This is a genomic window from Siccirubricoccus phaeus (genome assembly GCF_008360935.1).
Classification (GTDB): domain Bacteria; phylum Pseudomonadota; class Alphaproteobacteria; order Acetobacterales; family Acetobacteraceae; genus Siccirubricoccus; species Siccirubricoccus phaeus.
On the sequence record NZ_SRXO01000015.1, the window covers coordinates 124,338 to 148,615 of the forward strand.

General features: G+C 71.9%; 25 protein-coding genes, 1 tRNA gene and 1 pseudogene. 7 read left to right on the forward strand and 20 right to left on the reverse strand.

Annotated features, from left to right (window positions below):
- The first annotated feature begins 13 nt into the window (after positions 1–13).
- A complete protein-coding gene (locus tag E5N76_RS20055; RefSeq protein ID WP_149539095.1) occupies positions 14–394 on the forward strand; it encodes a hypothetical protein in 381 nt (126 codons plus the stop codon).
- Between the two features lie 315 nt (positions 395–709).
- Here E5N76_RS20055 and E5N76_RS20060 read toward each other — a convergent pair whose 3' ends face one another.
- Genes E5N76_RS20060 through E5N76_RS20085 form a run of 6 tightly spaced genes read right to left on the reverse strand, consistent with a single transcriptional unit; the run spans position 710 to position 6,127 of the window.
- Complete coding sequence (locus E5N76_RS20060) at positions 710–1,693, reverse strand: Bug family tripartite tricarboxylate transporter substrate binding protein (RefSeq protein ID WP_187830291.1); 984 nt, start codon at positions 1,691–1,693, stop codon at positions 710–712.
- Positions 1,694–1,738: 45 nt separating this feature from the next.
- Positions 1,739–2,788: a CaiB/BaiF CoA transferase family protein gene (locus tag E5N76_RS20065; protein ID WP_149539097.1), complete on the reverse strand. Its 1,050-nt coding sequence runs from the start codon at positions 2,786–2,788 to the stop codon at positions 1,739–1,741.
- The gene (locus E5N76_RS20070) at positions 2,778–3,779 is read right to left on the reverse strand and encodes a CoA transferase (RefSeq protein WP_187830292.1); all 1,002 of its coding nucleotides are present in this window, start codon (positions 3,777–3,779) and stop codon (positions 2,778–2,780) included. Before E5N76_RS20070 ends, E5N76_RS20065 begins: the two co-directional genes overlap by 11 nt.
- Before the next feature lie 2 nt (positions 3,780–3,781).
- Entirely contained in the window at positions 3,782–4,561 is a 780-nt protein-coding gene (locus E5N76_RS20075; RefSeq protein WP_149539099.1) for an enoyl-CoA hydratase/isomerase family protein, read from the reverse strand.
- Positions 4,562–4,565: 4 nt separating this feature from the next.
- Entirely contained in the window at positions 4,566–4,976 is a 411-nt protein-coding gene (locus E5N76_RS20080; RefSeq protein ID WP_187830293.1) for a Zn-ribbon domain-containing OB-fold protein, read from the reverse strand.
- Positions 4,973–6,127 (reverse strand): thiolase C-terminal domain-containing protein, encoded by a 1,155-nt coding sequence (locus E5N76_RS20085; protein WP_149539101.1) that lies wholly within the window; start codon positions 6,125–6,127, stop codon positions 4,973–4,975. The genes E5N76_RS20080 and E5N76_RS20085 overlap by 4 nt, the downstream gene beginning before the upstream one ends.
- 106 nt (positions 6,128–6,233) lie before the next feature.
- On the opposite strand from E5N76_RS20085, the gene E5N76_RS20090 reads away from it, so the two are divergent.
- Positions 6,234–7,115, forward strand: a complete 882-nt coding sequence (locus tag E5N76_RS20090) for a LysR substrate-binding domain-containing protein (protein WP_149539102.1) — start codon at positions 6,234–6,236, stop codon at positions 7,113–7,115.
- Between the two features lie 13 nt (positions 7,116–7,128).
- Here E5N76_RS20090 and E5N76_RS20095 read toward each other — a convergent pair whose 3' ends face one another.
- Positions 7,129–8,097 (reverse strand): Bug family tripartite tricarboxylate transporter substrate binding protein, encoded by a 969-nt coding sequence (locus E5N76_RS20095; RefSeq protein WP_149539103.1) that lies wholly within the window; start codon positions 8,095–8,097, stop codon positions 7,129–7,131.
- Between the two features lie 198 nt (positions 8,098–8,295).
- On the opposite strand from E5N76_RS20095, the gene E5N76_RS20100 reads away from it, so the two are divergent.
- A complete protein-coding gene (locus tag E5N76_RS20100) occupies positions 8,296–9,336 on the forward strand; it encodes a TIGR03617 family F420-dependent LLM class oxidoreductase (RefSeq protein ID WP_149539104.1) in 1,041 nt (346 codons plus the stop codon).
- Positions 9,337–9,663: 327 nt separating this feature from the next.
- Here E5N76_RS20100 and E5N76_RS20105 read toward each other — a convergent pair.
- From E5N76_RS20105 to E5N76_RS20135, 7 genes are all read right to left on the reverse strand, one after another.
- Positions 9,664–9,739: transfer RNA gene (locus E5N76_RS20105), tRNA-Lys, on the reverse strand.
- Between the two features lie 140 nt (positions 9,740–9,879).
- Positions 9,880–10,374: a peptidylprolyl isomerase gene (locus tag E5N76_RS20110; RefSeq protein ID WP_235907791.1), complete on the reverse strand. Its 495-nt coding sequence runs from the start codon at positions 10,372–10,374 to the stop codon at positions 9,880–9,882.
- 181 nt (positions 10,375–10,555) lie between these two features.
- Entirely contained in the window at positions 10,556–11,116 is a 561-nt protein-coding gene (locus E5N76_RS20115; protein WP_187830294.1) for a peptidylprolyl isomerase, read from the reverse strand.
- A 27-nt stretch (positions 11,117–11,143) separates the two neighbouring features.
- The gene (gene coaD, locus E5N76_RS20120; RefSeq protein ID WP_149539107.1) at positions 11,144–11,656 is read right to left on the reverse strand and encodes a pantetheine-phosphate adenylyltransferase; all 513 of its coding nucleotides are present in this window, start codon (positions 11,654–11,656) and stop codon (positions 11,144–11,146) included.
- The gene (gene gyrA, locus E5N76_RS20125) at positions 11,649–14,408 is read right to left on the reverse strand and encodes a DNA gyrase subunit A (RefSeq protein WP_235907792.1); all 2,760 of its coding nucleotides are present in this window, start codon (positions 14,406–14,408) and stop codon (positions 11,649–11,651) included. Before gyrA ends, coaD begins: the two co-directional genes overlap by 8 nt.
- A 211-nt stretch (positions 14,409–14,619) precedes the next feature.
- Positions 14,620–15,072 carry a GNAT family N-acetyltransferase gene (locus E5N76_RS20130; protein WP_149539109.1) on the reverse strand — a complete coding sequence of 151 codons (453 nt, stop codon included), beginning with the start codon at positions 15,070–15,072 and terminating at the stop codon, positions 14,620–14,622.
- 108 nt (positions 15,073–15,180) lie between these two features.
- On the reverse strand, positions 15,181–15,432 hold the full coding sequence (locus E5N76_RS20135) for a hypothetical protein (RefSeq protein ID WP_149539110.1): 252 nt from the start codon (positions 15,430–15,432) through the stop codon (positions 15,181–15,183).
- Between the two features lie 383 nt (positions 15,433–15,815).
- Here E5N76_RS20135 and E5N76_RS20140 point away from each other — a divergent pair, with 383 nt between their 5' ends.
- Positions 15,816–16,226 carry a PRC-barrel domain-containing protein gene (locus E5N76_RS20140; RefSeq protein ID WP_149539111.1) on the forward strand — a complete coding sequence of 137 codons (411 nt, stop codon included), beginning with the start codon at positions 15,816–15,818 and terminating at the stop codon, positions 16,224–16,226.
- A gap of 345 nt (positions 16,227–16,571) precedes the next feature.
- Here E5N76_RS20140 and E5N76_RS20145 read toward each other — a convergent pair whose 3' ends face one another.
- From E5N76_RS20145 to E5N76_RS20165, 5 genes are read right to left on the reverse strand one after another with little or no spacing between them, the layout of a single operon-like run.
- The gene (locus E5N76_RS20145) at positions 16,572–18,059 is read right to left on the reverse strand and encodes a sulfite reductase subunit alpha (protein ID WP_207792039.1); all 1,488 of its coding nucleotides are present in this window, start codon (positions 18,057–18,059) and stop codon (positions 16,572–16,574) included.
- 11 nt (positions 18,060–18,070) lie between these two features.
- Entirely contained in the window at positions 18,071–19,066 is a 996-nt protein-coding gene (locus tag E5N76_RS20150; RefSeq protein ID WP_149539112.1) for an FAD:protein FMN transferase, read from the reverse strand.
- Between the two features lie 22 nt (positions 19,067–19,088).
- On the reverse strand, positions 19,089–19,916 hold the full coding sequence (locus tag E5N76_RS20155; protein WP_235907790.1) for a DUF4198 domain-containing protein: 828 nt from the start codon (positions 19,914–19,916) through the stop codon (positions 19,089–19,091).
- A 37-nt stretch (positions 19,917–19,953) separates the two neighbouring features.
- Positions 19,954–20,469: a DUF2271 domain-containing protein gene (locus E5N76_RS20160; protein WP_149539113.1), complete on the reverse strand. Its 516-nt coding sequence runs from the start codon at positions 20,467–20,469 to the stop codon at positions 19,954–19,956.
- Between the two features lie 12 nt (positions 20,470–20,481).
- On the reverse strand, positions 20,482–21,132 hold the full coding sequence (locus E5N76_RS20165; protein WP_149539114.1) for a PepSY-associated TM helix domain-containing protein: 651 nt from the start codon (positions 21,130–21,132) through the stop codon (positions 20,482–20,484).
- Between the two features lie 369 nt (positions 21,133–21,501).
- Between E5N76_RS20165 and E5N76_RS20170 the strand changes: the two genes are divergently transcribed.
- The 3 genes from E5N76_RS20170 to E5N76_RS20180 all read left to right on the forward strand — a co-directional run bounded on the left by E5N76_RS20170 (position 21,502) and on the right by E5N76_RS20180 (position 23,938).
- A complete protein-coding gene (locus E5N76_RS20170) occupies positions 21,502–22,458 on the forward strand; it encodes a tripartite tricarboxylate transporter substrate binding protein (protein WP_187830295.1) in 957 nt (318 codons plus the stop codon).
- A 149-nt stretch (positions 22,459–22,607) separates the two neighbouring features.
- Positions 22,608–23,465 carry an LLM class F420-dependent oxidoreductase gene (locus tag E5N76_RS20175; RefSeq protein ID WP_207792040.1) on the forward strand — a complete coding sequence of 286 codons (858 nt, stop codon included), beginning with the start codon at positions 22,608–22,610 and terminating at the stop codon, positions 23,463–23,465.
- Positions 23,466–23,578: 113 nt separating this feature from the next.
- A complete protein-coding gene (locus E5N76_RS20180; RefSeq protein ID WP_149539116.1) occupies positions 23,579–23,938 on the forward strand; it encodes a hypothetical protein in 360 nt (119 codons plus the stop codon).
- A 59-nt stretch (positions 23,939–23,997) separates the two neighbouring features.
- Here the strand turns inward: E5N76_RS20180 and E5N76_RS20185 are convergent.
- Positions 23,998–24,278, reverse strand: a pseudogene (locus E5N76_RS20185) (integrase core domain-containing protein); the annotation flags it as partial.

A 24,278-nucleotide genomic window follows, 5' to 3' on the forward strand; every position in this document is an offset into this window, starting at 1 on the left:
GAGGAGACCTTCGATGCGCCTTGCACGACGCGGCCTGCTGCCGCTGCTGCTGCTGCTGCCCGCCCTGGCCCGGGCCCAGACCGCGCCCCGCCGCGGCCCGCATGGCGGGCCGGTCGCGGTGATCGACGGCCATCCGGTCGAGCTGCTGGTCTCCGGCACGGAGCTGGCGCTGCTCGTCACCGATGAGCAGGGCCGCCCCTCCTCCACCCGGCACGCTTCCGGCCGGCTGACGATCCAGGCGGGCGGGCAGACCTCCACCCTCACGCTGCGGCCGGCCGAGCCGAACCGGCTGGTCGGCACGCTGCCGGCGCCGCTGCCGCCCGGGGCCCGGCTGGTGTTCAACGGCACCATCGACCATGGGCACCGGGGCACGGCGCGCTACGTCATCGAATAGCGCGGAAGGTGTCTGGCCAGGATGCCGCGCCGTCCCACGCGGCGCCGCGCGACAGCGGAGAGAAGGGGACGCGCGTGCCGAGCCGGGATCGGTTGAGCTTCGTTCATCCGTCCCGCTCCAGCTCCTTATCCGGGGCGTGATTCACGGCTTCGGTCGATCCGACCTCGGCCGATCACGCTCCAAAGGCTTCGTCGCCCTGCGTCTCGCCGGCGATCATGAGCGTCGCGGCGGCAGGTGCCCGGCGCAGCGCATCCCGAGCCGCGGCCTGCAGCATCCGAGCCTGATGCCGGCGCGCCGCGCCGGCAGCGTCGCCCCTTACTCCGGCGTGATGCCGGTGCGCTGCAGCACAGGCTCCCACCGCTTCCGGTCCGCGTCCAGCGCGGCGTTCAGCTCGGCGCGGCCGAGATAGGCCGGGTCGAAGCCGCGCTCCATCAGCAGGGTGCGGAAGGCGGCATCCTCCATCACCTCGCGCGCCGCCTTCTCCAGCATTGCCACGATGGGTGCCGGAGTCTGCACCGGGGCGGCGAAGGTGTACCACAGCTCCGCCGCATAGCCCGGCAGCGCCTCGCCGATCGCCGGCAGCTCCGGCCAGGCGCGCGCCCGCGCCGCGGCGGTATTGGCCAGAGCGCGCACCTTGCCCTCGCGGATCAGCGTCTCCACCGCGCTGGCCGAGGCGAACATCACCTCCACCTCGCCGGTCAGCAGCCCGGTGACGGAAGGGCCGGTGCCGCGATAGGGCACATGGATGATCTGCGTCCCCGCCAGGTCGTCGAACAGCGCCGCCGCCAGGTGCTGGGAGGTGCCGGCGCCCGGCGTGCCGTGGTTCAGCTTGCCCTTGTTGGCCCGGGCGTAGGCGATGAACTCCGCCAGGTTGCGCGCCGGCACCTCGTTGTTCACCACCAGCAGCATGGGCGTGCTGGCGAAGCGCGCGATGTGCACGAAATCCTTCTTCCAGTCATAGCCGGGGTTGCGGAACAGCAGGTCGCTGATGGCGATGCCATTGCCGGTGAACAGCGTGGTGTAGCCATCCGCCGGCGCCTGCGCGGCCGCGGCCTGGCCGATATTGCCGCCGGCGCCGCCGCGATTCTCGATCACCACGGGCTGGCCCAGCCGGTCCGTCAGGGCGCGGGCGACGAGGCGGCCGAGATTGTCGGTGCCGCCGCCCGGGGTGTAGGGCACGATGAGGCGGATCGGCCGCGACGGGTAGGCCTGGGCATGGCCGGGCGTAGCGATGCCCAGCCCAGCGGCCAGGGCCAGCAGCCCGCGGCGGGGCAGCGGAAACTCGGTAACGGGTCGCAAGGTCGCTTCCTCCATGGGTCCCGGCCGGTGCCGGGTTGGTCTGGTTCAGCCGCGCCGCGCCGGGCGCGGGGCAGTGGCAAGCACGCCGGCCGCTTCCAGCCGGTCGATCTCCTCCGCCGGGAAGCCGGATGCCGCCAGCACCGCGCGGTTGTCGGCGCCGAGCGTGTGGCAGGACTCCTTCACCGCCAGCGTCCGCCGCGCGAAGCGGAAGGGGATGCCCTTGGCCGGGCTGCCATCCGGGCTGCGCAGCACGGTGGTGCCGCGGATGAATTCCTCGGCCGCGGCGAGCGCCACGCCGTCCCGCACCGGCGCGCTGCCGCCGGGCCATTCGACGCGCCAGCCGCCCGCGCCATCGGGGAGCAGGCGCTCCTCCGGCTCGGCCGGGTCGAGATTGCCGCGGCGCGGCGAGGGCGCGCCGGCGGCGGCCGCGATCAGCTCCTCGCCCAGCAGGAAGCTGGTCAGCTCGCGCTGCGAGAGGTCGAGATGCGCGCCCTCTCCGGTGCGGTCGCGCTCCAGCAGCGCCGCGACGACGGCGCCGGCGGCGAAGAGGCAGACCACCTGGTCCGGGTAGTTCACGTCGCGCCCGGTGATCACCGGCGCCTCGCCGGCGCCGGTCAGCGCGGCCAGGCCGGCGGTGGCTTCGAGGGTGGAGCCGAAGGAGACCATGTCGCGGTCCGGCCCGGTCTCGCCCTGGCTGGAGATGCTGGCGATGACGAGGCGCGGGAAGCGCTGGCGCAGCATGGCAGGATCGAGGCCGAAGGAGGCCATGACGCCGCGGCGGAAATTCTCCACCAGCACGTCCGCCTCTTCCAGCAGGCGCAGCAGCACCTCCCGCCCGCGCGGATCCTTCAGGTCCAGGCAGAGCGACTGCTTGCCGCGGTTGGTGAAGGCGAAGAAGGGGGAGCGGTTCCACCAATCGGTGCCGAGATCGGCGCCCTCCCATTGGCGGAAGGGGTCCGGCGCGCCCGGCCCCTCCACCTTCACCACCTCGGCGCCGAGGTCGAGCAGCAGGGTGGAGGAAGCGGCGCCGGCGGTGATCCAGCCGAGATCCACCACGCGGATGCCGGCGAGCGGCAAAGCGGGATCAGACGGCATCTGTCACCTCCCGGGCCAGGCGCCGGCCGTCCCAGCCGAGCGGCAGGGCGGGCGTGCCGTCCGGCGCCAGGAAGGCGCGGGCGCGGTATTGCGCATCCTCGAGCAATTCGGCGGGGTACTTCACCGGCCCGATCGGCACGCGCCGGGCCTGCGCCGCTTCGGTGATCTCGGCGCGGGTGCGGGCGGCGAACCAGGGGCCGATCACCTCCAGCAGCGCCGCGCGGTTGGCGCCGCGCCCCGGCCCGGTGGTGAAGGGCTCCTCCAGCAGGCGCGGATCGCCGATCAGGTCGCGCAGCGGCGGCCAGTCCTTGTCCTGATAGACCAGGGCGACATGCCCGTCCCGCGCCTGCACGGTGAACCAGGTGGCCTTGGCGCTGCCGCGCACCGGCGCACTGCCGATCACCATCACCCCCGCCGCCACCTTCCAGTTCAGCCAGGCGGTGACGTCGAGGAGCGAGACATCCACCATTTCCTCCCCGCCCGCCCGCAGCGCGGCGAGCAGGGCGGTGCAGGCGGCAAGCCCGGCGGAATAGGCGATCTGATGCCCGGCCAGCCGCGCCGGCGGCGCCGGCGGCGCCTCGCCGACGATGCCGAGCAGGCCGGAGAGGGCGGCGAGGCCGAGTTCGGTCATCGGCGGGTCCGGCTCCTCCGGGCCGAAGACGGAGAGGCGCGCCTTGATCGGCACCTCAGCCGCATACGCCGACAGCGCCGCGGCGTCGCCGATGGCGGCATCGAACCGGCCCGTCGCCGGGCCGGGGCGCTTGCCGGCATTCAGGAAGCGGTCGAGTGCCGAGCCGCCGCCTGGCAGCAGCGGCGGCAGGGCGGCGAAGGGCTCGCCGCCTTCCGGCAGCGTCCGCACCACCTCCGCTCCATAGGCGCCGCAGAGCTTGGCGGCCATGGAGGCGGCCAGAGCATGCGGCCGCTGGGCGCAGAGCGCGCCGAGATCCAGCACCCGCCGTCCCGCGAGCGGCGCCGGCATGGCCGCACCCATGGCTAGACCCCCTGGCCCGGATTCTTGATGCCGGCGGCGAAGCGGGCGCTGCCCTCCGCCTGGGCGGTGGTCTTCGAGCGGATGGTGAGGTTCACCATCTGGCCGTGATCCATCGCCTCCTGCCAGTCGGTGATGAAGCCGGGGATGCGGTCCAGCGCCTTCTTGCTCTCGCTCAGCGCCACGGCGTCGAACTTCGCCACCTTCTCCGCCAGCGCCCGCGCCGTCGGCAGCAGCGCCTCCGGCTCGACGCATTGGTTCACCATGCCCCAGCGCTCGGCGGTGGCGCCGTCGATGCGGTTGGTGGTGAGCACCAGCCAGGCCGCCTGCTTGCGCGTGATGCCGGAGAGCTGGATGGCCGGCCCCGCCATGCCGGGATAGGTCGAAAACCCCATCTCCGGGCAGCCGATGCTGGCCTTGGTGCTGGCGATCGCCAGGTCGCAGACATTGATCAGCGTGGCACCGCCGCCCAGCGCCAGGCCGTTGACCGCGGCGATGAAGATCGAGGGATGCGCCTTGATCGCCATGTTCACGGCGATCCATTCGTCGCCGGCACCCTCGATGCCGGCCTGGCGGTCGGCCTCGCGCTCCTTCAAATCCATGCCGGCGCAAAAGGCGACGCCGGTGCCGGTCAGGACGATCGCCTTGGCCTTGCCGCGCAGCGCCTCGAAGGCGCGCAGCAGGCCCTGGCGCGTGGCGCGGTTCATCGCGTTGCGCTGCGCCTCGCGGTTGACCTGGATCTCCGCCCAGCCCTCGGCTTCGGTGATGATCAGCTCATCGGACATGGGGTCAGGCCTCCGGGCCGAATTGCGGCAGGACGAAGCCTTCCGGCCCGCCGGGGAAGCGGACGGCCATCCGCATGCCGATCTTCAAGGCTTCGGGCTCCAGCCCCTCGATGTTGGTGAGCAGGTAGGGGCCTTCCTCCAGCTTCACCATCACCACCGGATAGGGCAGCTCATCGCGCATGCCCGGGAAGTAGCTCTGGTGGAAGACCACGAAGGACCACAGCGTGCCGCGGCCGGAGGCGGTGATCCATTCCCAGTCCGGACGGCCGGTGAAGGGCGAGACCGGGGCCGGCGGGAAGAAGCACTTCCCCGTCGCCTTGCAGCGCTGCAGGACCAGCTTGCCCTCGGCGCAGGCGGCCCAGAAGGGCTTGTTCCAATTGTCGACGAGCGGCGTCGGCCGGGTGGCGAGAGTCATGCGTCGGCCCTCCGCAGGATCAGGCTTTGCGCGATGTGGGTGGCGCAGATGTATTGCATGACCTTCGCGTCCGGGATCTGCCGTGCGCCGCAATCGCCGCGGAGCTGGCGGACGCATTCGGCGATGATGCCCCAGCCCTGCATGTAGCTGTCCGAGAGATGCCCGCCGGAGGTGTTGGTCGGCCAGCGCCCGGCGCCGAGGCGCAGCGTGCCACCCTTCACGAACTCACCGCTCTCGCCCTGCTTGCAGAAGCCGAGGCCTTCCAGGCTGAACATCACCGTCGGCGTGAAATTGTCGTAGATGCCGAGGCCCTGGATGTCCTCGCGGCCGATGCCGGCGCGGTCATAGACGCTGCGGCAGGCCGAGAGCGTCGGGTACCAGTAATCGTCGGCCGGGGCGCTGCCATAGGCGAAGCAATCCTGCCTTGCATAGCCGGAGAGCAGCACCGGCGGGCGCTTCAGGTCCTTCGCGCGCTCGGCGCTGGTCATGATCCAGGCGACGGCGCCGTCATTGATCAGGCAGTAATCCAGCAGCTTCAGCGGCTCGCAGATCGGCCGCGCCGTGGCGTGGTCCTCCAGCGTGATGGGCTTGCCGTGCATGACCGCCACGGGGTTGAGCGTCGCATGGTGGCGGAAGGCGACCGAGACCTCGCCGAGATCGCCATGCTTGGTGCCGAAATCATGCATGTGGCGCTGCCACATCATGGCGTGGATGGCGCCCGGGCTGGTCATGCCCCAGGGGCTCCACTGGCTGTCGCCGCCGCCATACAGCATCCGCACGCTGCGGCCATTGTTGCCATAGACCAGGGCGATGGTCTTCGCCGCGCCGGTGGCGATGGCCTGCGCCGCCAGCGCCAGCGAGACGCCGGAGAACCGGCCGGGTGTCTCGGTCAGCAGGCAGTATTGCGGGTTGATGCCCATCATCTCCGCGAAGCGCTCATAGCTCGGGATGCGGTTGACGATGAGGCCGTCGATCTCGGCGGGCGTCAGCCCGGCATCGTCCAGCGCCGCGTTCAGCGCCTCGCAGCCCAGGCCATAGCTGTCGGTCTCCGGGAAATTGCCGTAGCGCGTGGTGCCGATGCCGACGAAGGCGACCTTGTCGCGCAGCGGCCAGGGCAGGTGGATGGCAGGGGATTGGGGATCGGGTGGCATGCGTACCGGCTTCCAGGCGTTTCTCCGAAGCCGAGGCTGCACCCGGGGAAGGCCGGGCGCCAGGGAGGAATTGGCGGGGTAGGCCAACCTCAGGTTAGGCTGGGCCATGCGCGATACCATGCCGCCCCTGGCCAGCCTGTACGCCTTTGCCCTGGTGGCGGAGACCGGCAGCCTGACCACCGCCGCCGAACGGCTGAGCGTGACCCAGCCGGCCATCAGCAAGCGCATCCGGGCGCTGGAGGCGCATCTCGGCACCCTGCTGCTGCATCGCGGCGCCAATTCCGTGCGGCTCACCGCGGCGGGGCAGGAATATGCGGCGGCGCTCGGCCAGGCCTTCGCCACCATCCGCGGCGCCACCAGCGCCATCAGCGCGCGCCCAAGCGGCCCGCTGCGCGTCCGCGCCTACACCACCTGGGCGCTGCGCTGGCTGATCCCCCGCCTGCCGCGCTTCCGGGCGCGGCATCCGGGGCAGGAGGTGGAGGTGACCACCTCCATCACGCCGGTGGATTTCGCCCGCGATCCGGTGGATGCCGCCATCCGCTCCGCCGACCATGCGCCGGCGCCCGGTGCCGAGCGGCTGCAGGTGGTGGATGTGGCACCCTATGCCGCGCCGGGCCTGGCGCGGACGGTCCGGCGGCAAGGGTTGCAGGGGGTGACCCTGCTCGGCAGCAAGGTGCGGCCGGGCGATTGGGCGGTCTGGGCGGCCGCGACGGGCCACGCGCTGCAAGGGCCGCCGCTGCTGTTCGAAAGCACCTCGCTCGCAGTGCAGGCGGCGCTGGAGGGGCTGGGCGCCGTCATCGTCTCACCGAATCTGGTGGCGGAGGATGTGCGGCGGCGGCGCCTGCTGCGCCTCGCCGCGGCGGTGGTGGACACGGCCGATTCCTACTGGCTGGTCACGCCGCCCGGGCGGCGGGCGCCCGCCTTGCAGGCCTTCCGCGCCTGGCTGCTGGAGGAGATCGCGGCCGAGGCGGCGCAGGCCGCGCCCTGAACAGGGGCGCTGCTCACTCCCGCAAATTGTAGCGGCGGATCACCGCCTCGGCGCGCGCCTTGTCCTCCAGCACCAGGGCGCGGAAGCTGTCCGGGTCGGTGCGCTCGACCGCCTCGACGCCCGATTCGCTGAGCTTCCGCCGCAGCGCCGCATCCGCCAGCGCCGCGTTCAACGCTCTTCCCAGCCCCTCGACGATCTCGGGCGGCGAGCCGGTGCGCAGCTCCAGCCCGGTCCAGGTGAAGGTGATCAGATTGGGAAACCCCTGCGCCACCGTGGTCGCCACCTCGGGCAGTGCCGCCAGGGGCGTCCGGTAGCTGACCGCGATCGCCCGCAGCTCGCCGGAGCGCACCGCCGCCTGAATGCCCGGCAGCGGGATGAGATAGGCGTCGAGCCGCCCGGCCAGCAGATCGCTCATCAGCGGGCCGGTGCCGCGGTAGCGCACCTCCTCCACCTCGATCCCCAGCTCCTGCCCCACGAAATGCGAGGTGTAGCTGATGCTCGGCGAGCCGAAGCGCAGCGGCTCGCTCCGGCTGCGGCCATAGGCCTGCAACTCCTGCAGGTTGCGCGCCGGCACCGAGGGGTGCACCACCAGCACGTTCGGGCTGACGCCGATCAGCCCGACCGGCATGAGCACCTCGAGCGGGTCGAAGCTCATCGGCGTGCCGAGCGCGCGGGCCACCAGCACCGCCGCGGTGGAGAACATGATGGAGTAGCCATCGGCCGGCGCCTGCAGCACGGATTGCACCGCCGGGACCCCACCGCCGCCACCGCGATTCTCCACCACGATCTGCTGGCCCAGCTCGGCGCCCAGGCGGGTGGCGACGGCACGGGCGGTCAGGTCGGTGCCGCCGCCGGCGGCATAGCCCACCACCAGGCGGATCGGCCGGTCCGGCCAGGCGGCCAGGGCGGGCGCCGCCAGGCCACTGGATGCCAGCGCCAGCAGCGCACGGCGCGACAGGGGATGCAGGCTGGTGCCCGGCATGCCGTTTCCTCCGTCCTTTGGGCATCACTTTGGCGCTTTCGCGCTCCCTCGTCCAACCGGCTCCCCCTGGGCGGCTCCCCTGGGCGGCTCCCCTGGGCGGCTCCCCTGGGCGGCTCCCTGGGCGCGGGCTTGGCGCGGCGGCGGGAGCGGCTAGGCTGCGCCGACCGCCGCGGGACGGCGGCGGAGGGAGGCACCTGCATGCGCGTTGGCATCACCCTGCCGGTCGAGGATTGGCGCCGCTGCGGCCCCGTCGCCGCCGCCGCCGAGGCGGCCGGGATCGACCTGGTCACGACGAACGAGAACAAGCACGAGCCCTTCACCCCGCTCGCCTTCGCCGGCCTCGCCACCACGCGGATCGAGCTGGCGACGAGCGTCGCCATCGCCTTCCCCCGCAGCCCGATGATCGTGGCGAGCATGAGCTGGGAACTGGCGCGCCATACCGGCGGGCGCTTCGTGCTCGGGCTCGGCACCCAAGTGCGGGCGCATAACGAGCGGCGCTTCAGCGTGCCCTGGGTGGCGCCGGCGGCGCGCATGGGCGAATACGTGCAGGCGCTGCGCGCCATCTGGCGGTGCTGGGAGACCGGCGGCCCGTTGGACTATGCCGGCGAGCATTACCGCTTCAGCCTGATGAACGAAGGCTTCTCGCCCGGCCCCAACCACCTGCCGCTGCCGCCGGTGACCATCGCCGCGGTCGGGCCGCTGATGCTGCGCACCGCGGCGCGGCATTGCGACGGCGTCCGGCTGCACAGCTTCGCCACCCGCGCCTATCTGGAACGGCAGGTGGCGCCGGCGCTCGACAAGGGGCTGGCCGAGGCCGGGCTGCCGCGCGAGGCGTTCGAAGTCAGCGGCGGCGGCTTCGTCGCCACCGGCCCGGATGCGGCGGCGGTGCAGGCGGAGGCGGAGCGGATCCGCGCCCGCGTCGCCTGGTACGCCTCCACCCCTGCCTACCGCACGGTGCTGGAGGAGCACGGGCTGGGGGAGCTCGGCCTGCGCCTTTCCGCCATGGCGCGGCGGAACGAGTTCCAGGAGATGGCGGCGCTGATCCCGGACGAGGTGCTGCAGCTCTTCGCCGCCATCGGCCCCTATGACGTGATCGCCGAGCGCATCGCGACGCGCTTCGGCGGGTTGGTGGACACCGTTGTCATTCCCTTCCCGGCGGAGGCGGACCCGGGCGCCGTGCGCGCCGTGGTGCGGGAGGTACGGGCGATCCCGGCGCGGTTCGAGGGCTTCCGAACCTAGGGCGGTTCACCTCGCCTGTGCTCGGTGAACCCGCTCTGGTGGCCCGATTCCGCAGTCCTGCGGACTTCGGTCTCGGGCCACTAGCTTCTTCTTCTGTCGCATTTCCCGAGCGATTCCGCCGGATTTGAAAATGCCCTGGTGGGCAGCGTCACCGTGTCCCCGGATGTGGTTCGCCGGGCCGGGCGATGCCCCGCGGGAGAGGTCGCAGCCGCAACGCCGCTCCTGGTTCGGGCCATGCGGCCGGTGATGTCCGGTTCGGCGGCTGCAATGCCACAAGCGCGGTGCGGCGCGGCCGGACAATCTCCGGTGATTTCAGGGCATTGCATTTGGTGAGCCGGGAGGGATTCGAACCCTCGGCCACGAGATTAAAAGTCCCGTGCTCTACCAGCTGAGCTACCGGCTCACGCGCTGGGACGTGACCGCCTGCGGCCGAACCGGCCGGAAGCGCCACCCATGCCAGCACCAGGGCGGGAGGCTCGGACGCCTCCCGCTCCAGGAGGCGCCCCCTACGCAGGGGCGCCCGCCCTGTCAAGTCGGGCGGCCTCAGGCTGCCGGCGCGTCCGCCGCGATGCGGGCCTTCACCAGCCGGTCCGGCCCCTGGACGATGCCGTTGCCGCCGGTGCCGCGCTTGATCTTGTCCACCGCCTCCATGCCGTCCACCACCCTTCCCCAGATGGTGTACTGGCCATCCAGGCTCGGCGCCGGGGCGAACATGATGAAGAACTGGCTGCTGGCGCTGTTCGGGTCCGCGGTGCGGGCCATGCCGCAGGTGCCGCGGACGAAGCGCGCCTTGGCGGGCGGCGAGAATTCCGCCGGCAGGTTCTCGTGCCCTGCCTCACGCGCGCCGCCGGTGCCGGTGCCGGTGGGGTCGCCGCCCTGGGCCATGAAGCCCTCGATCACCCGGTGGAAGGGAGTGTTGTCGTAGAAGCCGGCGCGGGCCAGCGTCTTGATTCGCTCCACATGCTGCGGCGCCAGCTCCGGCAGCAGCTCGATGGTCACCTTGCCGTCCTTTAGCTCGAGGATCAGCGTGTTCTCCAGCTTGGGGTCGGGCTCGGCGGGGGCGGCCGCCTCGGGGGTCGTCTCGGGCGCCGCCGCTTCCGGCGCTGCGGCCTCGGCCGTGCTCTCCGGCGCGGCCTCTTCCCCGATCGGGGGCTCGCCCGGGATCTTCTCGGGGGTGCCGGCTTCGTCGCTCATGCTTCGCGTCCTTTCGTGACGGGTTTCAGGCGGCCGCCAGCCGCGCCCGCAGCAGCCGGTCCGGGCCGCGGACGGTGCCGTTGGGCGGCTCGCCGCGCTTGATCTTGTCCACCGCCTCCATCCCGGAGACCACCCGGCCCCAGATGGTGTATTGTCCGTCGAGGCTCGGCGCCGGCCCGAACATGATGAAGAACTGGCTGTTCGCGCTGTTCGGGTTGCTGCTGCGGGCCATGCCGCAGATGCCGCGGGTGAAGCGGTACTTGTTGGTGAACTCGGCCGGCAGATCGGGCAGATCCCGGGCGCCGCCGGTGCCGGTGCCGGTGGGGTCGCCGCCCTGGGCCATGAAGCCCTCGATCACTCGGTGGAAGGGCGTGCCGTCGTAGAAGCCGCGGCCGACCAGCAGCTTGATCCGTTCCACATGGCGCGGCGCCACATCCGGCAGGAATTGGATGGTGACCGGCCCGTCCTTCAGCTCGAAGACCAGCCTCTCCCCGCCGGCCGGCGCCTGGGTCTGCTGCGCCCGGGCGGCAGCAGCCGGCAGGGCGGCAGCCGCGGCCAGGGCGGCGAAGTCGCGACGTCGCATCATCCACTCCTCATGCTTGGCCGGCAGGGCTTATTCGGAAGCGGGGGTCCGCACGCGCTGCAGGGTCCGCTCCAGGGTCAGCTTCGGGACGAAGCTGGCGATATCCCCGCCCAGCCGGGCGATCTCCTTCACGAAGCGGGAGGAGATGAACTGGTTGGTCTCGCTGGCCATCAGGAACACCGTCTCGATCGCCGGATCGAGCCGGCGGTTCATCCCGGCCATCTGGAATTCGTAGTCGAAATCCGAAACGGCGCGCAGGCCGCGCACGATCATCCGGGCGCCGCAGGACTGGGCGAAGCTGATCAGCAGCCCCTCGAAGGGCATCACCTCGATCCTGGTGCCGGTGCGGGCGGCGATGGCGTCGGTCTCGGCCCGCACCAGCTCGCACCGTTCCTCCAGCGGAAAGAGCGGCCCCTTGCCGATATTGATCGCGACGCCAACCACGAGCCGGTCGAGGATGCGCGCGGCGCGGCCGATAACGTCCAGATGCCCGTTGGTGACGGGGTCGAAGGTGCCGGGATAGAGGCCGACGCGCTCAACCATCGGAAGGGGTCCCAGTTTCGGAGGAGTCAGGCCCGGAGGGATCAGGTTCGGTCGCGGCAAGCGCGCCGGTCTGCGCCGCGCCGGAATCGGGGCCGGCCTCCCCCTGGTCGTCCACGACCGGGAAGCAGGATGTCACACGTTCCCCCTCATTCAATCGGAGGAGCATGACGCCCAGGCTGCGGCGGCGCGTCAAGCGCACCTGGTCGGCCGGCAGGCGGATCAGCCGCCCGGTATCGGTCACCAGCATGACATCGTCGCCCGGCCGCACCGGGAAGGTGGCTACCACCGCCTTCCCCGTCCGCCGACTGAAGACCATGCTCTCCAGCCCCTGGCCGCCGCGGCCGGTGATGCGGTAGTCGAAGGCCAGGCTGCGCTTGCCGAAGCCGCCATCGGTGATGGCGAGGATGATCTCCTCCGCCTCCTCCAGCTCCCGCGCCCGCTCGGGGGAGAGGGTGATCTCGGGGACGGCACCTTCGTCGCCCTCCTCCGCCGCGGCGGGCTCGGCCTCCTCCACCCCATTGCCATTGGCGCGGCGGCGCTGGGCGGCGGCGCGGATCGCCGCCTCGCGCTCGGCCGGCGTCGCCTCCACGTGGCGCAGCACGGAAAGCGCGATCACCTCGTCCCCCTGGGCGAGGCGGATGCCGCGCACGCCGGAGCTGTCCCGCCCGGCGAAGACGCGCAGCACATCCTCCGCCGCCTGGAAGCGGATGGCGCGGCCGCGGCGCGTCGCCAGCAGCACGTCATCGCCTTCCCGGCAGGTGGCGACGCCGATGAGGGAATCCCCCTCCTCCAGCTTCATCGCGATCAGCCCGGCGGCGCGGACATTGCGGAAATCGGAAAGCCGGTTGCGCCGGACATTGCCCGTGGCGGTGGCGAAGACCAGGTGCAGCCCGTCCCACAGGCTCTCATCCTGCGGCAGGGGCAGCACGGCCGTCACCTGCTCATTCTCCTGCAGCGCCAGCACCTGGCGCAGCGAACGCCCCTTCCCCTGCGCGCCGCCTTCCGGGAGCTGCCAGACCTTCTCGCGGAAGGCGATGCCGCGGCTGGTGAAGAACAGCACCCATTGATGGGTATGCGCGATGAAGCTGCGCATCACCACGTCGTCCTGCCGCGTCGCCGCCGCGCTGCGGCCGCGGCCGCCGCGATTCTGCGCCCGGAAGGTCTCCAGCGGCGTGCGCTTCACATAACCGTCCCGCGTCAGCGTCACGATCATGTTGCCCGGCTCGATCAGGCTTTCGTCGTCGAGGTCGGCGACGCCATCCAGCACCTGGGTCAGCCGCGGCGTGGCGATCTGGGCGCGGACCGCGAGCAGCTCCTCGCGCATCACCTCCATGCGGCGGGGATGGCTGCCGAGGATGTGCAGCAGCTCGCGGATGCGCTCGCCCACCTCGCCCAGCTCGGCGGTGATCTTCTCCCGCTCGAGGCCGGTCAGCCGGTTCAGGGTCAGCGCCAGGATGCCGCGGGCCTGCGCCTCGGTCAGCCGCACCGTGCCCTCGGGCGTGACGATGTTGCCGCTGTCGTCGATCAGCGCCAGCAGCGCGCCGACATCGCCGGCCGGCCAGTCGCGCGCCATCAGCGCGGCGCGCGCCTCCGTGCCGTCGCGGCTGGCGCGGATCAGCCGGATGACCTCGTCGATATTCGCCACCGCGATGGCGAGGCCGATCAGCAGATGGCCGCGTTCCCGCGCCTTGGCGAGGCGGTAGCGGGAGCGGCGGAGGATCACCTCCTCGCGGAAGGCGATGAAGGCCTGCAGCGCCTCGATCAGCCCCATCTGGCGCGGCTTGCCATTGTCCAGCGCCAGGAAATTCACCGGGAAGGAGGTCTGCAGCTGGGTCATGCGGTAGAGCTGGTTCAGCACCACCTCCGCCGTCGCGTCGCGCTTCAGCTCGATGACGACGCGCAGCCCGTCCCGGTCGCTCTCGTCCCGCAGGTCGGAAATGCCCTCGATCGCCTTGGCGCGGACCAGCTCGGCGATCTTCTCGATCAGGCTTGCCTTGTTGACCTGGTAGGGGATCTCGGTGGCGACGATCGCCTGCCTTCCGCCGCGCATCTCCTCGATCTCGCAGCGGGCGCGCAGCGGGATGGAGCCGCGCCCGGTCTCGAAGGCGGCGCGGATGCCGGCGCGGCCGAGGATCAGCCCGCCGGTCGGGAAGTCCGGCGCGGGCATGATCTCCATGATGCGGGCGAGCGGCGTCGCCGGGTCGGCGATCAGCGCCAGGGTGGCGTCGATCACCTCGCCCGGGTTGTGCGTCGGGATGTTGGTCGCCATGCCGACGGCAATGCCCTGGGCGCCGTTGACGAGGAGATTCGGGAAAGCCGCCGGCAGGACGCGCGGCTCCATCTCGCTCTCGTCGTAATTCGGCTGGAAATCGACCGTGTCCTCGTCGATCCCCTCCAGCAGGGCGGTGGCGGCGCGGGCGAGGCGGACTTCGGTGTAGCGCATGGCCGCCGGCGGGTCGCCGTCCATGGAGCCGAAATTGCCCTGGCCGTCGATCAGCGGCACCCGCATGGAGAAGGGCTGCGCCATGCGCACCATGGCGTCGTAGATCGCGGCATCGCCATGCGGGTGGTACTTACCCATGACGTCGCCGACGACGCGGGAGGATTTGCGGTGCGGCTTGTCCGCCGTGTAGCCGCTTTCCTGCATGGCGTAGAGGATGCGGCGATGCACCGGCTTCAGCCCGTCCCGCGCATCCGGCAGGGCCCGGGCGACGATGACGCTCATCGCGTAGTCGAGGTAGGAGCGGCGCATCTCCTCCTCTAGCGCGACCGGAAGGCTGTCCTCCGGCCGGGCGCCGCTGCCGCCGTTCTCTGTCTCGCTCACGCGGTGGATGCTCTCATTCGGCTACGGGTCGGGCGGGCGCCGGGGCCCGGCGCGCCTGCAGGAGAAGCGCGCCCCGACCAATGGAAATTTCTCGCTGTAATATAGGCCGGCGCGGCGGATTCTCCAAACCCCGGCGCGCTCAGCCCGGGGCAGGCCGGCGCGCCACATAGGCGGTGCGCAGGCCGGGCCGGAAGCCGCAGCCCTCGTAGAAGCGGTGCACGGCCGGATCCTTCCGGCCGGATTGCAGCAGCACGTGGAAGCAGCCCCGCGCCCAGGCCTCCGCCAGCGCGGCTCGGACCACGGCGCCGCCATGACCCTGGCCGCGATGGGCGGGGTGGGTGACGACATTCTCCAGGAAGCCGTGGCCCTGGCCGCCGCGCAGCAGGTTGGGGGCGGTGATGAGGGTGCAGGTGGCGCCGATGCCGCCGCCGGACTCGGTCACGAAGACGGCCATGTGGGGCGCGGCCAGGATCTCCGCCCAGAGGGCGGCGGCACGCGCCGGCGGGGTGGCGACGGCGCTCACCTCGGCGAGGGCGAAAAGCGCCAGCAGGGGCGGGAGATCGGCCTGGCGCGCGGGGCGGGCCTGGGGCATGGCGGGACTCCTGGGCAGGCCCCAAGGGTCGCACCCCGCGGGTCCGGCGCAAGCAGGGATCGGCGGCTCCCGCCGCCTGCCGCGGCCGCCACACGCCTCCCGCGGCCTTCAATGGGCGAAGAGGGGCTCCCTGCTGCGGTCCGCCACGACGCGCAGCCTCTCGCCCGGCAGCGGCTCGCCCGGCTCGTCAAGCCGGCCGAAGGCCGCCATCCACTCATAGATGGCGATCCGGTTGGAGGAGGCGTCCACCACCTCCCGCCAGGCGGTGGGCAGCCCGGCATCCTTGGCGAAGGCCACATGCAGCCCAAGCCAATGCAATTGCACCTGCTCCTCGGTCTCGGAGACGATCAGCGGGGTCATGGTCTCGGCCTCCTTGCACCTTGCCGGTGCGGCATGGATGAATGATCACGGTTTCGCGAAAGTTGCTGCGTCCGGCGGCAGGGTTAAGGCCTGCCCGGCTGGATGGCTGTGCCTTTCAGCACCGCCCAACGCGGCCAAGCGCAAGCGGCTGCATCCGCGCCGCGCTGCCGAAGGTCCGGACAGGCTTTCCCCGGACCCGGGGGCAGGTCCCCGGCCCCGGGCGGCGGGGCGGCAGGCCGGCGCACCGTCATCGCCCGGCGGCCGGAAGCGGCCCATATGGCGCCGGCGGCCGCTTCCCTGCCCGGCCTGGCGCCATCTCGTAACGACCTAACCGGCCACGCCCTCTGCCGTTGATAGCTGCACGGACAACAGAGGAGGCCAGGATGTCCAACACAACCACGACCACAACCACGACGCGCAGCGAAGGCGTTGCCGTGAACGAGACGGACCGGCTGATCTCGTCGGACAAGGTCGAGGGCACCACCGTCTACAATCGCGCGGGCGAGAGTGTCGGCTCGATCTATACTCTCATGATCGACAAGTATTCGGGTCAGGTCGATTACGCGGTGATGAGCTTCGGCGGCTTCCTTGGGATCGGCGAGCGCTACCACCCGCTGCCCTGGAAGGTGCTGTCCTACGATACGGGGCTGGGCGGCTATCTGGTGGACGTGACGCGCGAGCAGCTCGAGCGCGCGCCGAGCTACGCCAAGGATGAAACCCCCTGGGCAACGCCGGGCTACGGGCGCAGCGTCTATGACTATTACGGGATGACATACCCGTATGGCGGGATCTGAGACGCTGCCGCCCGAGGCGTCACCGGGAAGCGGGTGAGGCCGGGTTCCGTAGGACTGGGCCAAGGTCCGGCGGGGGCGTTCCCGCCGCCGGGCGGCCCGGCCGAGGCGCGCGGCCCGGCAAACGCCCATGAGGCAAACGCCCACGAGTCAGCGGAGGGCGCCTGAGGCCCCTCCCGGGTCGCGGTCGGGCAACCGTCCTGCGCCATCGATATCGCTGGTGTCAGCGGGAAGCAGAGGCCAGAGGGGCGAATGCCCGTGCCGTCCCCGGGCGGGAGGCGGCCGGAACGGGCCGCCCGCCTCTGCGCCATCCCTTCGACCGCCACCGTGAGCACCCGACCGCCACCATCAGTACACATCGCGCCGATAGCGGCCGGCTTCCAGCAGCCCGGAGACGGCCTCCGCCCCCAGCGTCTCGACCAGCACAGCATGCACGCCGCCCGACATGCCCTCCAGGCTGCCGCAGACATAGATGGCGGCGCCCTCGGCAACCCAGCGGCGCAGCTCCGGCGCGGCGGCGCGCAGCCGGTCCTGCACATAGACCCGCTCCGGCTGGTCGCGGGAAAAGGCCAGGTCCAGCCGCTGCAGCCAGCCCCCTGCCCGCCAGGCCTCGATTTCCGCCCCATGGAAATAGTCCGACGCCCGGCTGCGCTCGCCGAAGAGCAGCCAATTGCGCCGTTCGCCGGCAGCCTGGCGGGCGCGGAGATGCGCCCGCAGCCCGGCCAGGCCGGTCCCATTGCCGATAAGAATCAACGGCCGGCCCGGCTCCGGCGGGTGGAAGCTGCGATTCGTGCGGATCCGCAGCGCCACCTCTCCGCCCAGCGGCGCCTGCACCGTCAGCCAGCCGGAGCCGAGACCCAGCCGCCCATCCGGATGCCGCGCCTGCCGCACCAGCAATTCCAGCCGGCCATCCGCCGGCAGGGAGGCGATGGAATAGTCGCGATGCGGCAGCGGCGGCAGGTGTTCGGCCAGCGCCGCGGGCGGCAGCCCGGCCAGCTTCCCGATCGCGGCGGGGTCCTGCGGCAGCAGCCGCGATTCCAGCCCGGGCGCCGCCGCGAGGCCGAGGCGGCGCAGCAGCGCCGCGACCGCTTCCGGGGCATTGCGCGGGCTGATCTCGGCAATGTCGCCGGCGCACCAGGGAGGCGCCTCGCCGATCGGCTCCAGCGCCAGGTGAAAGGCGGGACCGCCGAGGCTGCCGGGGTTGAGCAGCCGCCGCTCCACCAGCCGCCACCGCCCGTAGTCCCGCGCCCCCCAGCCCGGCCCCTCCGCCGCGCCCCCGGCCAGCCGGCCGAGAAGCTGCTGCCATTGGCGGAGCGCCGCCTCGTCGCCGTCATCCACCTCGATCGGGTCGAAGAGCGGGCTGGCGCCGCACTGCCGCAGCCAGGCATCCAGGCTGCGGCCGAAGGCGCAGAAGCGCGCATAGCTGCGATCCCCCAGCGCCAGCAGGCCGAAACGCAGCCCGGACAGATCCGGCCGGCCGGCCATGGCGCCACGGACGAAGCGGGCGGCGGCATCCGGCGCATCGCCCTCCCCGGTGGTGCTGACGACGAAGAGCGCCCGGCCGGCGCCGGCCAGCGCTTCCGCCGGCAGCCCGCCCAGCTCCGCCAGGCGCACCGGCAGGCTGCCCTGGCGCAGCAGCGCCGCGCTGCGCCGGGCCAACTCCTCGGCGAAGCCGCTCTGGCTCGCATGGGCGATGAGCAGCCCCTCCGCGCCGCCGGCCTCAAGCTGCGCGGCCTGGCGCCGGCGCCGGGCGCGCAGCAGGATTAGGGCGCAGAAGGCAAGGTACAAGATCAGGACGGCAAGCGCCGCCAGCAGGCGTCTGGTCTCGGGCGTCACGGCAGCGGCGATCAGTCCAGCATGGCGGCGAAGGCGGGCGACATATGTTCCCGCAGCCCCGGCCCCTCCCGCGTCAGGAACAGGGCAGCGATGCCATGGCGCACCGCATGCGCCAGCCCCGACTGCGGCCCCAGCACGGTGAGCGCGGTGGCGAGCGCATCGGCGCGCATGCAGCTCGGGTGCAGCACGGTGACGGCGGCGGTCTCCGCCGCGACCGGGGCGCCGGTGCGGGGGTCCAGCGTGTGGCTGTAGCGCCGCCCGCCATGCCGGAAGAAGCGGCGGTAATCGCCCGAGGTGGCGACGGATAATTCGTGCAGCGCGACCAGGAAGGGCTCCGCCCCCGGCGCCGCCTCGCCCGGCGGGGTTTCCAGCGCCACCCACCAGGGCGTGCCATCGGGCTTCGCGCCGCGGCCGCGCAGCTCCCCGCCGATCTCGACCAGGAAGGCGGGGATGCCGGCGGCGGCGAGGAATTCCGCGACGAGATCCACCGCATAGCCCTTGGCGATGCCGGAGAGGTCGAGCCCGATCCCGCCGGGCTGGAAGGCCCGCCCCGCTGCGAGGTCGAGGCGGAGCTTCCGCCAGCCCACCCCCTGCCGCAGCGCCTGGCACTCCGCCGCCCCCGGCGGGCTCCCGCCCGGCCCGGGCCCTGGCCCGAAGCCCCAGAGATCGACCAGGGTGCCGATGCTGGGGTCGAAGGCGCCGTCGCTCTCCTGCGCCACGGCCAGGGCGCAATCGAGGACGGCGAGGAATTCCGCGGGAAGCCGGTGCCAGGTGCCGGCCGGGGCGCGGTTGAACCGGCTGAGGTCGGACTCCGCCTCCCAGGGACTCATCTGCGCCACCACCGTCTCCAGCCGCGCCAGGATGCCGGCCCGGAGCCGCGCCGCATCGCCACCGATGCAGCGGACCGACCAGGAGGTCCCCATGGCCTCCCCCTGCAGCACCTGCAGCCTGCCATCCCGCGGGATGGCGGGGGCCGCCAGCAGCGCCGGGATCAGCACCCGGTTCATGCGGCGCCCCCGACGGCTCCGCTCAAGGCAGCACTTCGAGCGTCGCCGCGTAGCTCGCATTGCGCTGGACGTTGGGCAGGCCCGAGCGGTCGTCGCGGACCGAGGCGCTCAGCCAGTACATGCCGGGGCCGTCCCAGCGGACGGTGACGGCGCCTTCCGCATCGGTCCGCAGCTTCACCTCCTTGAGCTGGTCGCGGTAGCGGATGCCGCCGGGGATGACGGAAACCTCGATGCCGGCAGCCGGCTTGCCGTCCAGCAGCATGCGGAAGCGCGCCGGCTCGCCCGCCACCAGATCGTTGGGATGGGTGATCGGCACCAGCTCCAGCCCCTCATTGATCGGCTGCAGCGCGCGGTCGCTCGGCGCGCCGCGGGTGACGAAGAATTCGATGCGGCGCTGGCCGAGGGTCACGCGCAGCCCCTCCGCATTGGCCGGGACCTCGCGCGCGAAGGCCTCCCGCGTGCCGCGCCAGCGCCTGGTCTGGCCATCCTGCCGCCAGGAGGCCGTCAGCCCGCCGCCGGCCACCGCCACCCGGTAGGTGCCGGCCTGCGCCACGCGGAAATCGAAGGTGCTGCGGTAGCGGCCGCGGGCCTGGTTCTCCGCCGCCACCTCGGACCCGTCCGGGGCCATGATGGTCAGCCCGTCCAGCGGCAGGGGGAAATGCTCGAAATAGAACAGGTCGTTGGAGACGGCCGCGTCCACGCTCACCCAGGCGTCGTCGCCGGAGAGCACGGTGGCGGAGGGCAGCAGCCAGGCGCGGTGCGCCAGGGCCGGCAGCGGCAGGGCCAGCAGCGCCGCCAGCAGCAGCGGCCAGGAGCGGGACCAGGGGCGGGGCATCCGGAGGCGGGGCATGGGTCTCTCCTTCGTCAGGCGGTTGCGGCGTCAGGCGTTACGGCTTCAGCTCGAGGCTGACGGCGCCCAGCTCCTCGCTGCCCTGGGCGCTGGCCGTCCGGGCGGCGGTGGCCGGGGGCCATTGGAAGGGCAAGCGCAGCATCTCCCGGCCACCGACCTCCCGCGCCGCCTCCACCACCAGCGTGTAGTCGCCCGGCGCCAGCCCGGCGAAGGGCGGCCTGGAGGTGTCGATGGCGAGGGTGTGGCGACCCGGCGCCCTGGTGGCGCCGCTGACGCCATCCACCGGCATGGTGAGGCTGCGCCCGGCGCGGCGCCACCATTGGCGCAGATCCTTCAGCCATTTCTCGCCTTCCTGGTTGCGCTTCGCCACATCGTACCAGACCGCCAGGGTGGCGACGGCCTGCTGGTCCGGGCGCTCGAGCCAGATGGCGACATAGGGCCGGTGGTATTCCGCCACGGCGAGGCGCGGGATCTCCAGGTTCAGGGTCAGCTCCGCCGCCATGGCGGGGGCGGAGGCCAGCCCGGCGGCGGCGATGAAAGCAGGAAGGCGCATCAATACCCCTCGTCAGTGGATGAACAGGATCAGCAGGATCAGCGGCGCCACCAGCCCCAGCCCGACCAGCGGCCAGGTGGCCGGCCGCCCGCCGGCATGCAGGTGCAGCAGGGTGAGGCCGGTGCCGCAGAAGACCAGGCAGGCGACGGCGAAGACATCGATGAACCAGCGCCAGGCCGGCCCGGTGTCGCGCCCCTTGTGCAGGTCGTTGAGATAGGCGATCCAGCCGCGCGAGGTGACCTCGTAGGAGGCTTCGCCGCTGCCGCGCTCGATGCTCACCCAGGCGTCGCCGCCCGGGCGGGGCAGGGCCAGGTAGATCTCGCCCGGCGACCATTCGGCGTCCCGGCTGCCGGCGCTGATGCCGAAGGCCTGGCCGAGCCAGGCCCGGACCGGCGGCGGCAGCGGCTGCTTGCCGGCCTCCGGCGGGCCGCCGAGCTGCGCCAGCAGCGCCGGCGGCAGGGTGGCGGTGCTGGTCGTCACCTGGGGGGTGGCGGGGATGTCGGCGGCGTGGTTCAGGGTGATGCCGGTGGCGGCGAAGAGGAGCATGCCGACCAGGCAGATGGCCGCGCTGATCCAGTGCCAGCGATGCAGGTGCTTCAGCCAGAAGGAGCGGCTGCCGCGCGGCGTCGCGACGGCGCCCGGGGGCGGCCTCCTCAGCTTCATCGGCCGGGGGCGGCGGTGCCGTTGCCGCGAATAGCCGGCGCGCCCCTCTCAACCACGCTGCATGCCTCAATCTCCGCCGACGCCGGAGACCTTCCGGAGCGCAGGCGCTCCTTATATGCGAATAGGTCGCATTATCATATAGCTGGCGCGCTGTTCCTGACGGCCGCGCCCGTCCCGGCCTCTTCGCGCAGGGTCCGGCGGGCTGCGGCCAGTCCTGCGCCGCGACGGCCCGGCGCGAGCGCCGGGCACTGCCCTCGCCCGCCCCGTTCGCCTGCCCAGGAAACCGTTGCCGGCTGCCGGTCCCTCCGCCACCATTGGCCGCAAAAGGGAGCGGAACCTTCGATGCAGGAAGAAGGGATGGCCGGCGGCATGGTACGCCGGCGTGCGCTGCTTACAACCGGCCTGCTCGCCCTGCCGCTCCCGGCGCTGGCCCAGGCGACGCGCTTCCCGGAACGGCCGATCGAGATCATCGTCGGCTTCACCGCCGGCGGCGGCACCGACCTCGATGCGCGCAGCTACGCCAGGGCGCTGGAGCAGCGCCTGGGCGGCACCGTGGTCGTCAGCAACCGCCCCGGCGCGGGGGGCGAGCTGGCGCTCGGCGCCACCGCCCGGGCGCGGCCGGACGGGCATACCATCGGCACCACCAATTACCCGGGCCTGCTGACCATCCCGATCGAGCGGCAGGCGCAATTCAAGCTCGGCGATTTCGTGCCGCTGGCCAATATCGTCACCGATCCCGCGGCCATCACCACCCATGCGGACAGCCCCTACCGCAGGCTGGGCGACGTCATCGAGAAAGCGAGGACGGCGCCGGGCACCATCACCTACGCCTCGCCGGGCGTCGGCTCGGACGATCACATGCAGCTCGTGCTGCTGCAGCAGGCGGCGGGCATCCGGCTGAGCCATGTGGTCTATCAGGGCGATCCCGGGCTGCGCACCGCGCTGCTGGGGCGGGAGGTGGATCTGATCGGGCTCAACCTCGGCGCCGTCACGGCCGCGCCGGACAAGATGCGCATGCTCTCCCAGGCCAGCGCCACCCGCAGCCCCTTCCAGCCGCAGGTGCCGACGCTGAAGGAGCTGGGCTTCCCGGTGGAGATGGGCTCGGAGCGCGGCCTGGTGCTGCCGGCCGGGACGCCGCCCGCCATCGTCGCCCGGCTGGTGGAGGCGACGGCCGACATCGCCAGGGACCCGGAATTCATCCGCCAGGTGGAGGGGCGGTTCTCCGTGCCGGTCTATGAGGAAGGCGCGGCCTGGTTCGCCCGGCTGCACCGCGAGGAGGCGCGCTTCCGCCAGATCTGGCGGGATTCGCCCTGGAAGGAGGGGTAGCGCGCGATGGTGCCCGGCCGCGTGCTTCGCGGTTTCGGTCGATTCCGTCCCGGCCGATCACGCTCCGGGCGGGGGCAGCCCGCCCTGACGCGCCTTGACACACCTCCCGCCGGACCGGGCAGGATCGGGGCAAAGCGGAGGAGATGGAGATGCTGAAGATCGGTGCCGTGATGTTCTTCACGGCTGACTCGATGCATCCTGCCGAGCTCGGCCAGGTGCTGGAGGAGCGGGGCTTCGAATCCCTCTGGGTGCCCGAGCACACCCACATCCCCTCCTCCCGGAAGACGCCCTACCCCTCGGGCGGGCCGCTGATCCGGCCCTATTACGAGATCATGGATCCGTTCCTGGCGCTGAATGCGGCGGCGACGGTGACGACCAGGCTGAACATCGGCACCGGCATCGCGCTGGTGACGCAGCGCGACCCGATCGTGACGGCGAAGCTGGTCTCGACCATCGACCAGCTTTCCAGGGGCCGCTTCCTGTTCGGCGTCGGCAATGGCTGGAACCAGGACGAGATCGAGAATCACGGCACCGACTTCGCCAGCCGCCACAAGCTGGCGCGCGAGCGGATCGAGGCGATGCAGGCGATCTGGACGCAGGAGGAGCCGGAGTATCACGGAGAATTCGTCAACTTCGACAAGATGAAGCAATGGCCGAAGCCGGTGCAGAAGCCGCACCCGCCGATCATCGTCGGCGGCGCCTTCCCCTATGCGGCGCGGCGGGCGATCCGCTACGGCGATGGCTGGATTCCGCGCGCCGACCGGCTGGAGAAGGACGGCGTCGGCGTGCTGATCGGCAAATTCCGTGAGATGGCGAAGGAGGCGGGGCGCGACCCCGCCAGCCTGCCGATCACCATCTTCCGCGTTCCCGAGGAGATCGACCGGCTGAAATACTGCGAGGAGATCGGCGTCGATCGCGTCACCTTCAGCCTGCCGGCCGACGGCCGCGACACATTGCTGCCGATCATCGACCGCTGGGCCGAGCTGAAGCACCGCCTGGGCGGCTGAGGCGCGGGCAGCGGCGCCGGGCGGCGCGGCACGCCTGATGGCAGCCGGGCGCCTGCTCGGCCGGGGATGCCGGCGCCGCGGGGATGCGACGCCGGCGATGTGGGAGGCAGGGCATGCGGCGGCTGTTCGCGGTGGTCCTGGTTGCGGCAGGTGCAAGTGGCGCGGTTGCCCTCGCCCAGGACGCTCTTCGCTTCGACCGACCGCTTTTCACGGTAGAAGGCGCCGTGCTGTGCCCGCGCCAGACTCAGGTGGCGGCCATCCAGCGTGCGCTCGACGCCAATAACAGGGCGGCCGCCGATCGGATCATCACGGAATTCTGCAAGGCGGTCGGCGCGGACATCCCGCTGACGGTCGTCTCCCGCCCCGGCCGGTATGACCGAGACGTCGAGGTGAGAGCCGTCGCCACGCCGGACCCGGACCCTGCCGTGCCACGGGGGGCGCGATGGACCCTGAAGACGATGGTCCGGAATTAGAGCGTGATCGGCTGAGGTCGAATCGACCGAAACCGTGAATCACGCGACCGAGCAATGAGCTAGTTGTTTGGTCCCGGGATGAGGTGGTGCGGTTTGATTTTGAAGATGGTGGGGGTCCTTGGTCCAGGCGTCGCAGACGGCCTGGAAGGGGGTTCGCCATCGGAGTGCCTTGAGGTGTTTGGCGAAGTTGTAGGCGGTGATGAAGGCCAGGACGTGGGCTTTGAGGGTGCTGAGGTCGGGGTAATGGAAAGCCTTGATGGTGGCGTCCTTGACCGTGCGGTTCATCCGCTCGGCCTGACCGTTGGTCCAAGGATGGTAGGGCTTGGTCAGCCGATGTTGG

Coding starts and splice junctions, on each gene's coding strand:
- E5N76_RS20055 (WP_149539095.1), top strand. CDS start 14: ATGCGCCTTGCACGACGCGGCCTGCTGCCGCTGCTGCTGCTGCTGCCC.
- E5N76_RS20065 (WP_149539097.1), bottom strand. CDS start 2,788: ATGCCGTCTGATCCCGCTTTGCCGCTCGCCGGCATCCGCGTGGTGGAT.
- E5N76_RS20070 (WP_187830292.1), bottom strand. CDS start 3,779: ATGGGTGCGGCCATGCCGGCGCCGCTCGCGGGACGGCGGGTGCTGGAT.
- E5N76_RS20075 (WP_149539099.1), bottom strand. CDS start 4,561: ATGTCCGATGAGCTGATCATCACCGAAGCCGAGGGCTGGGCGGAGATC.
- E5N76_RS20080 (WP_187830293.1), bottom strand. CDS start 4,976: ATGACTCTCGCCACCCGGCCGACGCCGCTCGTCGACAATTGGAACAAG.
- E5N76_RS20085 (WP_149539101.1), bottom strand. CDS start 6,127: ATGCCACCCGATCCCCAATCCCCTGCCATCCACCTGCCCTGGCCGCTG.
- E5N76_RS20090 (WP_149539102.1), top strand. CDS start 6,234: ATGCGCGATACCATGCCGCCCCTGGCCAGCCTGTACGCCTTTGCCCTG.
- E5N76_RS20095 (WP_149539103.1), bottom strand. CDS start 8,097: ATGCCGGGCACCAGCCTGCATCCCCTGTCGCGCCGTGCGCTGCTGGCG.
- E5N76_RS20100 (WP_149539104.1), top strand. CDS start 8,296: ATGCGCGTTGGCATCACCCTGCCGGTCGAGGATTGGCGCCGCTGCGGC.
- E5N76_RS20115 (WP_187830294.1), bottom strand. CDS start 11,116: ATGATGCGACGTCGCGACTTCGCCGCCCTGGCCGCGGCTGCCGCCCTG.
- coaD (WP_149539107.1), bottom strand. CDS start 11,656: ATGGTTGAGCGCGTCGGCCTCTATCCCGGCACCTTCGACCCCGTCACC.
- gyrA (WP_235907792.1), bottom strand. CDS start 14,408: ATGCGCCGCTCCTACCTCGACTACGCGATGAGCGTCATCGTCGCCCGG.
- E5N76_RS20130 (WP_149539109.1), bottom strand. CDS start 15,072: ATGCCCCAGGCCCGCCCCGCGCGCCAGGCCGATCTCCCGCCCCTGCTG.
- E5N76_RS20135 (WP_149539110.1), bottom strand. CDS start 15,432: ATGACCCCGCTGATCGTCTCCGAGACCGAGGAGCAGGTGCAATTGCAT.
- E5N76_RS20140 (WP_149539111.1), top strand. CDS start 15,816: ATGTCCAACACAACCACGACCACAACCACGACGCGCAGCGAAGGCGTT.
- E5N76_RS20150 (WP_149539112.1), bottom strand. CDS start 19,066: ATGAACCGGGTGCTGATCCCGGCGCTGCTGGCGGCCCCCGCCATCCCG.
- E5N76_RS20155 (WP_235907790.1), bottom strand. CDS start 19,916: ATGCCCCGCCTCCGGATGCCCCGCCCCTGGTCCCGCTCCTGGCCGCTG.
- E5N76_RS20160 (WP_149539113.1), bottom strand. CDS start 20,469: ATGCGCCTTCCTGCTTTCATCGCCGCCGCCGGGCTGGCCTCCGCCCCC.
- E5N76_RS20165 (WP_149539114.1), bottom strand. CDS start 21,132: ATGAAGCTGAGGAGGCCGCCCCCGGGCGCCGTCGCGACGCCGCGCGGC.
- E5N76_RS20170 (WP_187830295.1), top strand. CDS start 21,502: ATGGTACGCCGGCGTGCGCTGCTTACAACCGGCCTGCTCGCCCTGCCG.
- E5N76_RS20175 (WP_207792040.1), top strand. CDS start 22,608: ATGCTGAAGATCGGTGCCGTGATGTTCTTCACGGCTGACTCGATGCAT.
- E5N76_RS20180 (WP_149539116.1), top strand. CDS start 23,579: ATGCGGCGGCTGTTCGCGGTGGTCCTGGTTGCGGCAGGTGCAAGTGGC.